This is a genomic window from Thermohalobaculum sediminis (genome assembly GCF_023487995.1).
Lineage (GTDB): Bacteria > Pseudomonadota > Alphaproteobacteria > Rhodobacterales > Rhodobacteraceae > Thermohalobaculum > Thermohalobaculum sediminis.
Window position 1 is genome coordinate 147,939 of sequence record NZ_JAMFKN010000005.1, and the last position, 14,056, is coordinate 161,994.

The following is a 14,056-nucleotide window of genomic DNA, read 5'->3' on the forward strand; positions in this document are numbered from 1 at the left end:
GCCGCCAGCGCCGAAGCTGGACCCGGCTCGGGGCCGGGGCGTCGGCAAACGTCGCGACTCACCCGCGCATCCTCTCGGCGTTCGCGTCCCAGATCGGCGCGTGCTGCACGCGCGCGGGCAGCTTTTCACCAAGCAGTTCGATCTGCCAAGGGCCTTCCGCGTCGGCGTGCGCCGCGGGCACGTAGCCCATCGCCATCGAGACGCCCGAATTGTGCGCGAAGCCGCCCGAGGTGACCCAGCCCACGACCTCGCCGTTCAGCCAGATCGGCTCGTCGCCGATCACGTCGGCGTCCTTCGCCTCGACGACGAAGCTCCGAAGGCGCAGCCGGCCACCGGAGGCCCGCTCGGCCCGGGCGCCTTCCTTGCCGACGAAATCGGCAGGCTTGTCGTAGGCTACGAAGCGGTCGAGCCCTGCTTCGAGAGGGCCATAGATCGGGCGATACTCCCGCCCCCAGCCGCCGAAGTTCTTTTCCAGCCGCATGGCGTTCAGCGCGCGCAGGCCGAACAGCCGCATCCCGTGCGCCTTGCCCGCCGCCATCAGCCGCTCGAAGACCTGGCGCTGGAATTCGGGCTTCATCCAGATCTCGTAGCCGAGATCGCCGGTGAAGCTCACGCGCCCGACGATGCACGGGGCGTTGCCCACATCCATCCGGCGCACGCGCATGAAGGGGAGGGCGGCGTTCGAGACGTCCTCGTGGCAGACCGCGGCCAGCACCTCGCGCGCCTTCGGTCCCGCGATGGAGAGGCCGCACAGCCCGAGGCCCACGACGTCGAGCGTCACCGAGCCATCCTTCGGCAGAAACCGCTCGAACCAGCGCGCATAGAACACCTCGGCCATGCCCGAGCCCGCGAGCAAGAACTCGTCGTCGGCGAGCGCGGCGAGCGAGAGGTCGCCCTGCAGCTTGCCGTTCTCCTTCAGCATCGGCGCGAGCGTCATGCGCCCCGGCTCCGGGATGCGGCAGGCCAGCACCCGGTCGAGGAAGGCGCGCGCGCCGGGGCCGCGGACGAAGAACTTGGAAAAGCCCGAGATCTCCATCATGCCCACGCCATTGCGCACCGCCGCGACCTCGGCCTTGACGTGCGGGAAATCGGTCGAGCGGCGCCACTGGAAGACGTCCTTCGTTCCATCGGGCGAGAACCACAGCGGCGTCTCGAGGCCCCACGAGTCGCCCATCTGGGCGCCGAGGCCCACCAGCCGGTCGTAGATCGGCGTGGTCTTGTGCGGGCGAGCGGCTTGCAGCTCCTCGTTCGGGAACTTGATCGAGAACCGGCGCGAATAATTCTCCTGCACCTTGGGGTTGGTGTAGGCCATCGTCGCCCAGTCGCCATAGCGGGCGACATCCATCGCCCAGACGTCGAAGCCCGGATCGCCATGGATCATCCAGTTGGCGAGTGCGAGACCGACGCCGCCGCCCTGTGAGAACCCTGCCATCACGCCGCAAGCCGACCAGAAGCCCGGAAGCCCGCGGATCGGGCCCACCAGCGGATTGCCGTCGGGTGCGAAAGTGAAGGGGCCGTTGATGATCTGCTTGATGCCGGCGTTCTGGAAGGCCGGGAAATGCGCGAAGCCGACCTCGAGCGAGGGGGCGATGCGGTCGATGTCGGGCTGCAACAACTCGTGCCCGAAGTCCCACGGCGTGGTGCGCTCGGACCACGGCACACAGGCCTTCTCGTAGGTGCCCATCAGCATGCCGCCGCGCTCCTGGCGCAAGTAAAGCTCGCCGTCGAAATCGACCGCATGCAGGACTTCCTTGCCGGTGGTGCGATTGATTTCGGCCACCTCGGGCATGTCCTCGGTGATCAGATACATGTGCTCCATGGCGAGGATCGGGATCGTCAGGCCCACCATCCGCCCGACCTCGCGCGCCCAGAGGCCGGCGGCGTTGACCACATGCTCGGCCACCACGTCGCCCTTGTCGGTGTGGACGACCCATCCGCCGCCCATCCGGCGCGAGATGCCGGTGACCATGGTGTGGGTCTGGATACTGGCACCGAGCTTCTTCGCCGACTTCGCATACGCATAGGTCACGCCCGAGGGGTCGAGATGCCCGTCCACCACCGTCCTCAGCGCGCCCACGAACTGCGCGGGGTCGATCAGCGGCATCAGCGCGTGCGCTTCCTCGGGCGTGATGACCTCGGTCTCGATGTCCTGGTAGCGGCCTTTGGCGGACATCGACTTGAGCCAGTCGAAGCGCGCCTCGGTCGAAGCGAGCATCACGCCGCCGGTCATGTGGAAGCCGGTGGCCTGTCCCGACAGTTCCTCGATCTCGTGGTAGAGCTCGATCGTGTATTTCTGGAGCTTGGCGACGTTGGGGTCGCCGTTGATCGTGTGGCAGCCGCCCGCCGCGTGCCAGGTCGAGCCGGAAGTCAGCTCCGAGCGTTCCAGCAGCAGCACGTCGGTCCAGCCGCCGCGCGCGAGGTGATAGAGCACCGAGCAGCCTACGACACCGCCGCCGATCACGACCACGCGCGCATGGGTTTTCATGGGGCCTCTCCCTGATCCGAAAGCCGGGCGGCATGAAAGCAGGAATCGGGGGGCTTCCCCGGCGCGATCCCGTCGCTTGCGGCCGGTTTTGCGACAGCGTTTGCGACAAGATCGGGCCGGCGGATGGCGCGGCCTTGAATCGCGTCGTCCGTCGGTCGATCTGGAAGGGAGGGCTCGGATCGACGAGCCGTGGGCAGCATGCGGGGCGGAAGGATGGCGACGGGGCGCGACGGGTCGGGACGGGGCGTCGCGGCGCTTGGCCTGCTCGCCGGTCTGCTCGCGGCCTGCGGGACCGGGGGCGGCGGCTTCGACTACGACCGCGCGCACCGTGACCCCTTCAGCTATCCGTTCGCGATGGGCGCATCGGGCGGGATAGGGCGCGACGGGGCGGCCGGATCCGGCACCGGCGGCCAGGGCGGCGGCCTTGGCGCCACGTCGGGACCGGGGCGCGACGCGCTGGCCAACGAGGTCGATGCCGCGCGGCGCAGCGCGGCGAGTGAGGCGCGCGCGGCCCGGCAGGGCGCCGCCGCCTCGCGCGAGGCCGCCAGCCACGAGCGGGCCGAGGCGCGAAGGGCCGATCGGGACGCCCAGGCGCTCGAGGCCGTCCGTCGCGACCTGCGGCGCCTGTCGCACGAGACGCCGGCGCCGGGGCGAAGCGCCGCCCAGATCGAGAGCGACCGCCGGGCCGCGCTGATGCGCGAGCGGCAGCTCAGGCGCTCGATCGAGTTCGAGTCCCAGCGCCGGGCCGCGACCGACAGCCGGCCGGTGAGCGCCGACCGGCCTGGATCCTTCGACTTCGAGGCAAGCGACCGGCTGCACCGGCGCGCCATCGAGGGGCTGACGACCCGTCGCCCCGCGCCGCTGGGTGGGCGGTCGCCGGCCGGCGGGCTGCCCGATCTCGGCCCGGTCGAGCTGCCCTGAGCACGATGTCACCGCGTGGCCGCCGCGCGCGGGAATCGTCGCACCATGCCCCCGCATCGTCGCATCACGGGGTGACAAGCCACGCGCTGTCGGGCGACAAGACATGGGATGATGGCGCGGCGCCGCGCCGGCCGTGACCGGCTGGCGCGACAACTGGGGGGTAAGGCGATGTTCAGGAAGATCCTTCTGCCAATCGATCTCGACGCGGCGGCAAGCTGGAAGAAGCCCGTCGCGATCGCCGCCGAACTTGCCGCCGCGGGGGCCGAGGTCCATGTGCTCGCCGTGCTGCCGCAGCTGCGCTTCTCGATGCTGGGCAGCTATTTCGACAAGGACTTCGAGGGCGCGGCGCTCAAGGACATGACCGGGGGCCTGCGCCGCTGGATGGCCGACAACATGCCGCCCGATCTCAGGGCGGTGCCGCATGTCGCGCATGGCACGATCTACGACGAGATCCTGCGCTCGGCCGACCGGCTGGGCTGCGACGCGATCGTGGTGGGCGCGAGCCGGCCCGATGCGCGGCAATACCTGCTTGGCCCCAACGCCGCGCGCGTGGTGCGCCACGCGAAGCAGACGGTGATCGTCGCGCGCGACTGAGGCGGCGACTGGCGGCCCGGATTGGCCGGAGCGCCAGTCGCGACGGGGCGTCAGACCTTCGGCTTGATCGAGGTGATCGGCGCGATCCCGTTCTCGTCGATACTGGTGGTGACCGTCACCGGCTGGTTCAGCGGCACGGTCGCGAGATCGACGGCCGGGTGGACCGCCATCATCGTATTGTCGTTCAGCGTGATGACACGCTTCTCCGGGTCGATCTTGACGATCCGGCCGGTCACGGTGTCGGCGAAGGCGGGGGCCACGACCGCGAGCGCGGCTGCGGCGAGCACGAGGGTGCGCAGCATGTCAGTCTCCAAAGCTGTCGGTTGTCCGCCTGGATCGCTTGGATCGCACCCCTGTCCCTCGGGACCGGAAGCCGTGTCGGCCGTGTCATCGCGCGGATGGCAATGCGATACCTGACAATTTCGCTCGATTCGCGCCGGATTCCGACAGCGAGGTCGCAATCCGCGTGCCGGGCGCGCGAGAGCGGCAGGTGTTACCGCGCCACCACGTTCACCAGCGGCTCGCCCGCCCGGAAGCGCGCGAGGTTCGCCGCGAAGAAGTCCGCGAACCTCAGCGCCCAGCCGTCGATCTGGTCGGCGCAATGCGGCGTGATCAGGAGATTGGGGAGATGCCAGAGCGGGCTCGCCGGGGGCAGGGGCTCCTCGGCGAACACATCGCACCATGCGCCGCCAAGATGCCCCGAGGCGAGCGCCGAAAGTAGCGCGCTCTCGACGACGCAGCCGCCGCGCGCCGAATTCAGGAACAACGCGCCGCGACGCATCAGCCCTAGCCGTCGGGCGTCGAACAGCCCCTCGGTCTCGGGCGTAAGGCGCAGGTGGCAGGACACGACGTCCGCCCATGAAAGGGCCGCGTCGAGATCGGCAAGGCCGTGCATGGCCGCGATCGGCCCCGCCGGCCGGCCCGAGCGGTTGACCCCCGCCACCTCCATCCCCAACGCCGCCGCGCGTACCGCCACCTCGCGCCCGATTGCGCCCGCCCCGACCACCAGCAGCCGCTGCCCGGCGAGCGGGCGGAAGGTTCCGGGTCGCCAGCGCCGCGCCTGCTGGTCGTCGCGGTAGCGCGGCAGGCCGAAATTGAGCGCGGTCATCGCCCCGATCGTGGTCTCGGCCAGATGGGGGGCGAGCACGCCGGCGGCATTCGTCACGGCAAGCCGCGCGCGATCCCAGCCGCCCAGCCATTCGTAGCCCGAGCCGCCCACCTGCACCCAGCGGATCGAGGGATGGTCGAGCACCCGGCGGCAGGCGTCCGGCGCGATCCCGTCGCTTCGGATCATGAAGGCCGCGTCGGGCGCGGCCGCCAGCGCCTCGTCGAGACCCTCGGCCGAGGCGAGCGCGATGAGCCGCTCGCCCGGCAGGCGCGGGCCGAGATGCGCAGCCACCTCGCGGGCCTCGGCGGCGACGATCAGGACCGGGCCCGGCATCTCACCTCCCCGGCCGGTCCCTGCCGGCGCTCATGCCGCGCGCCGCCCTGAGGGCGAGGGGTAGAAGCGCCCGCCCGCCTCGGCCATCTTCCGCAGGGTCTTGGGCGGGGCGAAGCGCGGGCCGTGCCGGGCGGCGAGCCTCTCGCAGATCCCGACCGCGTGCGCCGCGCCCAGCATGTCGAGCCAGCCGAACGGCCCGCCCGACCAGGGCGCGAAGCCCCAGCCGAGGATGGCGCCGACATCGCCCTCGCGGATATCGGTCAGCACCCCGTCCTCGAGCGCGCGCACGGCTTCCAGCGCCTGCGCCATCATCAGGCGGTTCTGCACCTCCTCGAGCGCGGGCCGCGCGGCGGCGTGCGGCCAGAGTTCGGCCAGCCCCGGCCACAGCCCGATCCGCTTGCCGCGCTCGTCATAGGCATAGAAGCCCTTGCCGTTCTTGCGACCCAGCCGGCCCTTGTCCTCGACCATGGCGCGCAGCACCTCGTCGGCCGGGCTCTTGGGGTAGGCCTCGCCCAGTGCCGCCTTCGTCGCCTGCGCGATCTTCAGGCCCAGTTCCAGCGAGACCTCGTCCGACAGTTGCAGCGGCCCCACCGGCATGCCCATCTGCCGGGCCGCGTTCTCGATCAGCGCGGGCTCGACGCCCTCGGCCACCATGCGCACGCCCTCGTTCACATAGGGCAGGATGCAGCGGTTGGCGTAGAAGAAGCGCGCGTCGTTCACCACGATCGGCGTCTTGCGGATCTGGCGCACGAAGTCGAGCGCCTTGGCGATCGCCTCGGGCCCGGTCTCGCGGCCCTTGATGATCTCGACCAGGTTCATCTTGTGGACCGGCGAGAAGAAATGCAGGCCAATGTAATGCTCGGGCCGCGCCGATGCGCGGGCGAGGTCCGAGATCGGCAGGGTCGATGTGTTGGTGGCGAAGATCGCATCCGGCCCCAGCACATTCTCGGCCATCTTCGTGACCTTTGCCTTCAGGCCCGGGTCCTCGAACACCGCCTCGACCACGAGGTCGCATTTCGCGAGCTTGGAGTAATCGGGGGTGGGCAGGATGCGGTCGAGGATCTCGTCGCGCCGCGCCTCGTCGATGCGCTTCTGCTTGACGGCGGCGTCGAGGATCGCGGCCACGCCGTCGCGCCCCTTGTCGGCCGATGCCTGGTCGCGGTCGATCAGCACCACGTCGATCCCGGCCTCCGCCGCGACATGGGCGATGCCCGCGCCCATCATGCCGGCACCCAGCACGCCAAGCCGCTGGACCTTCATGTCGGGCAGGTCGGCGGGCCGGGCCGCGCCCTTTTCCAGCGCCTGCTTCGACAGGAACAGCGAGCGGATCATCGCCTCGGACGAGGGGTTCATCAGCACATGGGTGAACCAGCGCGCCTCGATGCGGATGGCGGTGTCGAAGGGCACCAGCGCCCCCTCGTAGACCGCCGACAGCATGGCGCGCGCGGCCAGGTAGACCCCTTGCGTCTTGCCATGCGTCATCGCGGCTGCGCCAAGGAACATCTGGAAGCCCTCGACCGTGTAAGGCGCGCCGCCGGGGATCTTGAAGCCCTTGCGGTCCCAGGGCTTGACCGCCTCGGATTCGGTCGCGTCCCGCAGCCAGGCGCGCGCGGCCTTCATCAGGTCCTGCGGCTCGACCACGTCGTCGATCAGGCCGCCCGCCTTTGCACGCTTCGGCGCGGGCGTCTTGCCCTGCAGCAGGAACTCGGACGCGCCCATCAGCCCCAGCATGCGCACGAGCCGCGTGGTGCCCCCCGCGCCCGGGAACAGGCCCACGAGGATCTCGGGCAGGCCGATCTTCGCGCGCGGCGCGTCGGCCGCGATCCGCCGGTGGCAGGCGAGACCGATCTCGGTGCCGATGCCCATCGAGGTGCCGGGGCAGGCCCAGACGAAGGGCTTGCCGCCCTTGTTGGTCTTGGGGTCTGCGCCGGCGCGCTCGATCTTGCGCAGCACGCCGTGGAGCTGCATCACGAAGCCGAAGATCCGCGCCGCCGGATCGCCGCCGGTGGCCGCTGCCTCGGCCTTCATCTTCGCCAGCACGTTGAGGTCCATGCCGCCCGCGAAATCGGGCTTGGCCGAGGTGATGATGACCCCCTTGACCGAGGGGTCGGTGATGGCGCTGTCGACATGGGCGTCGAGCTCGCGGATGCCTTGCTCGTTCAGGACGTTCATCGAGGCGCCCGGCAGGTCCCAGGTGATGGTGGCGATGCCGTCGTCGACGGACAGGCGGAAGATCTCGCTCATCAGTTCTCTCCCTCAGACGCGCTCGATGATGGTGGCCGAGCCCATGCCCGAGGCCACGCACAGAGTCGCCAGTCCCGTGGCCTTGTCCGCCCGCTCCATCTCGTCGAGCAGCGTGCCCAGGATCATCGCGCCTGTCGCGCCCAGCGGGTGGCCCATGGCGATCGCGCCGCCGTTGACGTTCAGCCTGCCGTGGTCGACATCGAAGGCCTGCATGAAGCGCAGCACCACTGCCGAGAACGCCTCGTTCACCTCGAAGAGGTCGATGTCGCCGATCTCCATGCCGCTCTCGCGCAGGATCTTCTCGGTCGCGGGCACGGGCCCCGTGAGCATGATGGTGGGGTCGGTGCCGATCTTGGCGGTTGCCCGGATGCGCGCGCGCGGCTTCAGGCCCACCCGCTCGCCGGCCTCGCGCGAGCCCACCAGCACGGCCGCCGCGCCGTCGACGATGCCCGACGAGTTGCCGGCATGATGGACATGCTCGATGTGTTCCAGATGCGGGTATTTCAGGATCGCCACGGCGTCGAAGCCGGGCATGTTCTCGCCCATGTCCTTGAAGGATGGCTTGAGCCCGCCCAGCGACTGCATGTCGGTGCCGGGGCGCATGTATTCGTCGCGGGCGAGGATCTCTATCCCGTTCACGTCGCGCACGGGGACAATCGAGCGGGCGAAGCGGCCCTCCTCCCAGGCCGCGGCGGCGCGGCGCTGGCTCTCGACCGCGTAGGTGTCCACGTCGTCGCGCGAGAAGCCGTATTCGGTGGCGATGATGTCGGCGGAAATGCCCTGCGGCACGAAATAGGTCTTCATCGCCAGATAGGGATCGACGCCGATCGCGAAGCCGTCCGAGCCCATCGGCACGCGGCCCATCATCTCGACGCCCCCCGCGACGTAGAGCGCGCCCGCGCCTGCCCGCACCTGGTTGGCGGCGAGGTTCACGGCCTCGAGCCCCGAGGCGCAGAAGCGGTTGATGTGGAGGCCAGGCACGCGCTCGTCCCAGCCGGCGTAGAGCACGGCCGAGCGCGCGATCTCGCCGCCCTGCTCGCCCACCGGCGTGACGCAACCCCAGATCACGTCCTCGACCTGAGCGGTGTCGAGGTCGTTGCGGTCGCGGATCGCGTTCAGCATCTGCGCCGAGAGGCTGAGCGCCGTCACCTCGTGCAGGCTGCCGTCCTTCTTGCCGCGCCCGCGGGGCGAGCGCACGGCATCGAAGATGTAGGCGTCGGTCATCGGTCCTCCTTCGCAGCCGCGCCCGAGGGGACGTGCTGCCTGCTCGTGATCGTCGTCGGCCCCCGGCCGGAAAGCCCGCCGGGGCGCGTCTCGAATTCCGGCAGCCCGTCGGCCAGGTGCAGCCAGGCGACGCGACTCTCGATGCCGTAATGCAGTGCGGGCTGCACCGCGCCGGGGTCGTCGAGCGCGCCGATCATCAACTCGACCGCGTCCGAGCCCACGGGCGCGTAGAACAGCGGCGTCCCGCATCTGCCGCAGAAGCCGCGCTCGGCGACGTCCGAGCTTGCGAAGCGCCCCGGCTCTCCCTCGAACTCCACGCCCCGGGCGGTGACGAGCGGCGCGAATGCGTTGCCCGTGGCGCGCTGGCACATCCGGCAGTGGCAGAGATTGGCGCGCCCCAGCGGCTCGGTCACGCGGAAGCGCACGGCGCCGCACTGGCATCCGCCCGTGGCATATGTCGTCGTCCCGCCCATGGCTGCCTCAGCGGCCCGGCACGGGGTGCCCCGGCATCAGGTCATAGGGATGCTTCCAGCGCGGCAGGGCCGCGATGCGCGCGGTCCAGGCGCTGACGGCGGGGAAATCGCCCTGCCAGTCGATCGGGTATTCCTCGGCGTAGAACATGTAGCCGGCGCAGGAGAGGTCGGCGATGGTGGGCGTCGTACCCACGATCCAGTCACGGCCCTGCAGATGCTGATCTAGGACCTTGAGCGCCGTGCGCGCCCGCCCCTCGAGGAAGGCGATGATATCCGGGTTGCGCTTTTCGGGGTCGAGATAATTCGCCATCCAGCGCCAGGTGGCGAGGTTCGCGGTGAGCTTGTGGTTGTCCCACAGGATCCAGCGCAGCACCTCGCGCGCCTGCCCGGGCGCCGGGCGGAAGGTGCCCAGCGCCTCGGCCAGATAGTCGAGGATCGCGCCGGACTGGGTCAGCACCTCGCCGCGATGCTCCAGCACCGGCACCTCGCCCATCGGGTTCATCGCCCGGAAGGCTGGCTCGCGGGTGCCGCCGGCGAAGAAGTCCACCAGCACCGGCTCCCAGTCGGCGTCCGACAGCTCCAGCATCAGGGCGACCTTGCAGGCGTTGCCCGACTGGGCGAAGCAGTGGAGGCGGTATTCGGCCATCTGGCTCTCCTCGATGCTTGGTGCCTGACCCGCCGACTGCGGGGTGGGGCGGTCCGAGGGTGGACGATTCGCCCGCTCCCCGCGAGTCAGAACGCCTCGGCCGGAAGGTCCATCACCGGGTCGGCGCCGGTCTCGATGCGCGCAAGCCGGAGCCCCGTCTCGGGCAGGACGCGGCGCATGTAGTAGCGGCCCGTCACGATCTTGGCCTCGTACCAGGCCCGGTCGCCGCGCCCCTCCTGGATCGCGCGGTGCGCCGCCTTGGCCATCCGCGCCCAGGCCAGCGCCATGCAGACATGGCCGAACAGGTGCAGGAAATCGACCGATCCCGCCAGCGCCGCGTTGGGGTTCTTCATGCCCGCCTGCATGAAGAACATCGCCGCCTGCTGCAGGTCCTTCGACGCCTTCTTGAGCGGGTTGAGGAAATCCTTGGCCAGCGCGAGGTCGTCCTCGTTGTCGCGGATATAGCCCTTCACATACTCGAAGAAGGTCATGATCGGCTGTCCGCCCTTGAGGGCGAGCTTGCGCCCCACGAGGTCGAGCGCCTGCACGCCCGTCGTGCCCTCGTAGATCATGGCGATCCGGGCATCGCGCACGAACTGTGAGATGCCGGTCTCCTCGATATAGCCATGCCCGCCGAACACCTGCTGGGCGTTCGCGGTCAGGCGGAAGCCTTCCTCGGTCAGGAAGCCCTTCACCACCGGCGTGAGCAGCGCCACCATGTCGGCGGCCTTCTCGCGCATCTTCGGGTCTGTGTGACGCTTCTCGGCGTCGAGCAGCATGGTGACCCAGCTGAGGAAGCCGATGCCGCCCTCGACGAAGGACTTCTGGTCGAGAAGCAGGCGCCGCACGTCTGGGTGGACGATCAGGGGGTCGGCAGGCTTGTCCGGCGCCGCCGCGCCGGTCACCGCGCGGCCCTGCAGCCGCTCCTTCGCATAGGACGCCGCCGCCTGGTAGGCCACATGGGCCTGGCTGAGCCCCTGCATGCCGACCAGCAGCCGGGCCTCGTTCATCATGGTGAACATGGCGCGCAGGCCCTTGCCTTCCTCGCCGACCATCCAGCCGGTCGCGCCGTCGTAGTTCATCACGCAGGTCGAGTTGCCGTGGATGCCCATCTTCTCCTCGACCTTGCCGCAGGAGAGGCTGTTGCGCGCGTCGAGGCTGCCGTCGTCGTTCACCAGGAACTTCGGCACGATGAACAGCGAGAGGCCCCGCGTCCCCTCGGCCGCGCCGGGCGTTCGGGCGAGCACGAGATGGATGATGTTCGACGCGAGGTCATGCTCGCCCGACGAGATGAAGATCTTCTGCCCGCTGAGATTCCACGCGCCGTCGCCCGCCGGCTCGGCCTTGGTGCGCACTAGGCCGAGATCGGTGCCGCATTGCGGCTCGGTCAGGTTCATGGTGCCGGTCCACTCGCCCGAGACCAGTTTCGGCAGATAGGTGCGCTTCTGCGCATCGGACCCATGCGTGTGGATCGCCGAATAGGCGCCGTGCGTCAGGCCCGAATACATCATGAAGGCCATGTTCGCGGCCGACTGCATCGTGCCCACCGCCATGTTGAGCACCGAGGGCATGCCCTGCCCGCCGTAATCGGGGTCGCATTCCATCGACGGCCAGCCGCCCTCGACCAGCAGGTTCCACGCCTCGCGGAAGCCCTCGGGCGTGCGAACGACGCCGTTCTCGAGCCGGCAGCCCTCGCGGTCGCCGACCGCGTTGAGCGGGGCCAGCACGTCGCGCGCGATCTTGCCGGCTTCCTCGAGGATCGCGCCGGTCATGTCCTCGGTCATCTCGGGATAGCCGTCGATCCCGGCCTCGTCCTGCACCTTCAGGACCTCGTGCAGCACGAAGCGATAGTCGTCGAGCGGGGGGGTGTAGGCGGGCATTTCGCGTCCTCGTTGCCGGATGGGTCTGCAGGGGCCGAACCGCGCCGGCAATCGCGTGGGCGCGGGGCGCAGGGACGGGGCGGTTGTGTCCTACTCGGCGGCGCGGCGCGACTGGCTGCGTTCGGCCAGCATCTGGCGGATAACGTCCATCTGCGCCTCGAGCTCGCCGATCGCGGTCGCAAGCTCGTCGCGCTTTGCGATCAGGTCGGCGCGGTGGCGCTCGGCCGACTGGAGGGTCGCCGAAAGCTGGGTGACCTGCCCGTCGCCGAGCCGGTAGAGCTCCAGCAGTTCGCGGATCTCGGCCAGCGAGAAGCCGAAGCGCTTGCCGCGGAGGATCAGCTTGAGACGCGCCCGGTCGCGCGGCGTGTAGTAGCGGTTCTGCCCCTCGCGGATCGGGCTCAGCAGCTCCTTCTGCTCGTAGAAGCGCAAGGCGCGCGGGGTGACGCCGAAGCAGCGGCACATCTGGCCAATCGTCATGGTGTCTTCGGTCATGGGCGCCTCATTGGTTCCGCCGGGTGTCGTGCGCGACGATTCCGGAAGTTGACGTGCGCGTCAATCCCCTAACGTGACGCGCGCGTCAAGATTGCGTGAGGCGGGCGGCCATCGACATGCCGCGGTTCGATCCGCTATGGGCGGAGAAGCGACGACGCCGGGAGAGGGTTCGATGACGGGCGAGGACGAGGACGGGCGGCTCGGCGCCGTCATGCGGGGGGCAGGCACGCCCGATCCCGGCGAGGGCACGCTGATGGAGGGCCTGCCCTTCAGCCGCGACATCGGGATGCGGCTGCACAGCGCGGGCGATGGCGTAGCACTCCTGTCGGTCCCCTATGACGCGCGCCTCGTGGGCGACCCGCAGACCGGCGTCATGCATGGCGGCGTCATCACGGCGCTGCTCGACACCGCCTGCGGCTCGGCGGTGATGGCGGCCCCGGCCAAGCTGCGATCGACCGCGACGCTCGACCTGCGCATCGACTACATGCGGCCCGCGCAGCCCGGCAAGCGGGTGATGGCGAGGGCCGAGTGCTACCGCATGACCCGCACGATCGGCTTCGCCCGCGCCGTCGCCTATCACGACACGCCCGAGGATCCGATTGCCTCGGCCGCGGGCACCTTCATCCTCGATCGGGTCGCGCGGGAGACGGGCGATGAGTGAGCTGCCCAGCCACGCCCGCGCCGAGGCCGAGCGCGACGAGGCGCTTGCCCGCCTGGCCGAGACGGTGGCCTATGTCCGCCTGCTCGGGGTGCGGTTCGATCGCATGGGTGACGAACTGACCGCCCGGATGCCCTTCGCGCCACATCTGGTCGGCAACCCGTTCCTGCCGGCGATCCATGGCGGGGTCACGGGCTCGTTTCTCGAGATCGCGGGGCTCATGCAGCTTGCATGGAGCGTCGTGCTCGGCGATCTCGAGCGCGGCGGTGCCGCGGCTGAGGCGGTTGCCCGAGGCGAGTTCGCGCCGATGCCGAAGACCATCGACATCACCATCGACTATCTCCGCCCCGGCCGCCCGCGCGAGAGCTTCGCGCGGGCCCGCATCCAGAAGGCCGGGCGCCGCGTCGCCCACGTGCATGTCGAGGCCTGGCAGGACGAGCGTGCGCGCCCCATCGCGATGATGCGCGGCAACTTCCTGATGCCGCGGGGGTGAGGCGGGCGGGCAGGATCTTGTGCCTGCGAACCATGCGAGGGCGCTGAAAAACAATCGTTTTCATGAACCGGCATACTGCGGGGCGCGGCGACTTCGTTGCCTGCGGCATCGCGCCGCACGGGCGGACGGGGCTGCGCGCCTAGCTCTCGGACGATGACCCATGAACGGAGGCCGGGATGCAGCACGCCACCATCGATACCGCCACGGCCCGGCGCCTCGAGCCGGGGCGCCCGGACTGGAGCCCGAAGGGCCCGCGCGAGGCCGCGATGATCGGGTTCGCCCGGGCGCTGAAGGACGATCCGATGCTGGGACTGGCGCTGAAGGCCACCCGGCCCTGCCTTGCCATCTTTGCTATTTTCGTGGTGATCGCGGCGCCCTTCGCCGGGCTCTGAGGCCGGGCGACGGCGCGGGCGTCGGGCGACGGCGCGTGGGGCTTTCACCGTGTGGGGAGGCCGCCTATCCTGAGCGCGCCCGGATTCGGGCCGCGCCCGCCATCCCCGGATCC

14 protein-coding genes are annotated in these 14,056 nt (G+C 70.1%); 5 read left to right on the forward strand and 9 right to left on the reverse strand.

The annotated features are described in order from the left end of the window. Nucleotides 1–58 precede the first annotated feature (58 nt). Entirely contained in the window at nt 59–2,485 is a 2,427-nt protein-coding gene (locus tag M1105_RS12070) for a GcvT family protein (protein WP_249580623.1), read from the reverse strand. A 213-nt stretch (nt 2,486–2,698) separates the two neighbouring features. On the opposite strand from M1105_RS12070, the gene M1105_RS12075 reads away from it, so the two are divergent. Together M1105_RS12075 and M1105_RS12080 are read left to right on the forward strand one after the other, a co-directional pair. Then, nucleotides 2,699–3,406: a hypothetical protein gene (locus tag M1105_RS12075; protein ID WP_249580624.1), complete on the forward strand. Its 708-nt coding sequence runs from the start codon at nt 2,699–2,701 to the stop codon at nt 3,404–3,406. A gap of 168 nt (nt 3,407–3,574) precedes the next feature. Next, a complete protein-coding gene (locus M1105_RS12080; protein WP_249580625.1) occupies nt 3,575–4,000 on the forward strand; it encodes a universal stress protein in 426 nt (141 codons plus the stop codon). A gap of 50 nt (nt 4,001–4,050) precedes the next feature. Here the strand turns inward: M1105_RS12080 and M1105_RS12085 are convergent, their stop codons facing one another. The 8 genes from M1105_RS12085 to M1105_RS12120 all read right to left on the reverse strand — a co-directional run bounded on the left by M1105_RS12085 (nt 4,051) and on the right by M1105_RS12120 (nt 12,400). After that, nucleotides 4,051–4,302: a hypothetical protein gene (locus tag M1105_RS12085; RefSeq protein ID WP_249580626.1), complete on the reverse strand. Its 252-nt coding sequence runs from the start codon at nt 4,300–4,302 to the stop codon at nt 4,051–4,053. Nucleotides 4,303–4,493: 191 nt separating this feature from the next. Continuing rightward, nucleotides 4,494–5,441, reverse strand: coding sequence for a D-2-hydroxyacid dehydrogenase (locus M1105_RS12090; protein ID WP_249580627.1), 948 nt, complete (start codon nt 5,439–5,441; stop codon nt 4,494–4,496). Between the two features lie 30 nt (nt 5,442–5,471). Next, nucleotides 5,472–7,685 (reverse strand): 3-hydroxyacyl-CoA dehydrogenase NAD-binding domain-containing protein, encoded by a 2,214-nt coding sequence (locus M1105_RS12095; protein WP_249580628.1) that lies wholly within the window; start codon nt 7,683–7,685, stop codon nt 5,472–5,474. A gap of 12 nt (nt 7,686–7,697) precedes the next feature. Further along, the gene (locus tag M1105_RS12100) at nt 7,698–8,909 is read right to left on the reverse strand and encodes an acetyl-CoA C-acetyltransferase (RefSeq protein WP_249580629.1); all 1,212 of its coding nucleotides are present in this window, start codon (nt 8,907–8,909) and stop codon (nt 7,698–7,700) included. Next, entirely contained in the window at nt 8,906–9,382 is a 477-nt protein-coding gene (locus tag M1105_RS12105) for a GFA family protein (RefSeq protein WP_249580630.1), read from the reverse strand. Before M1105_RS12105 ends, M1105_RS12100 begins: the two co-directional genes overlap by 4 nt. Nucleotides 9,383–9,389: 7 nt before the next feature. After that, nucleotides 9,390–10,028 (reverse strand): glutathione S-transferase family protein, encoded by a 639-nt coding sequence (locus M1105_RS12110; RefSeq protein WP_249580631.1) that lies wholly within the window; start codon nt 10,026–10,028, stop codon nt 9,390–9,392. Between the two features lie 86 nt (nt 10,029–10,114). Beyond that, entirely contained in the window at nt 10,115–11,908 is a 1,794-nt protein-coding gene (locus M1105_RS12115) for an acyl-CoA dehydrogenase C-terminal domain-containing protein (protein ID WP_249580632.1), read from the reverse strand. A gap of 90 nt (nt 11,909–11,998) precedes the next feature. Continuing rightward, on the reverse strand, nt 11,999–12,400 hold the full coding sequence (locus tag M1105_RS12120; RefSeq protein WP_249580633.1) for a MerR family transcriptional regulator: 402 nt from the start codon (nt 12,398–12,400) through the stop codon (nt 11,999–12,001). A 172-nt stretch (nt 12,401–12,572) separates the two neighbouring features. On the opposite strand from M1105_RS12120, the gene M1105_RS12125 reads away from it, so the two are divergent. The 3 genes from M1105_RS12125 (at nt 12,573) to M1105_RS12135 (ending at nt 13,943) form a co-directional block, all read left to right on the forward strand. After that, nucleotides 12,573–13,061: a PaaI family thioesterase gene (locus M1105_RS12125; RefSeq protein ID WP_249580634.1), complete on the forward strand. Its 489-nt coding sequence runs from the start codon at nt 12,573–12,575 to the stop codon at nt 13,059–13,061. Next, nucleotides 13,054–13,551, forward strand: coding sequence for a PaaI family thioesterase (locus M1105_RS12130; RefSeq protein ID WP_249580635.1), 498 nt, complete (start codon nt 13,054–13,056; stop codon nt 13,549–13,551). The genes M1105_RS12125 and M1105_RS12130 overlap by 8 nt, the downstream gene beginning before the upstream one ends. A gap of 176 nt (nt 13,552–13,727) precedes the next feature. Beyond that, nucleotides 13,728–13,943, forward strand: a complete 216-nt coding sequence (locus tag M1105_RS12135; RefSeq protein ID WP_249580636.1) for a hypothetical protein — start codon at nt 13,728–13,730, stop codon at nt 13,941–13,943. Nucleotides 13,944–14,056 lie beyond the last annotated feature (113 nt).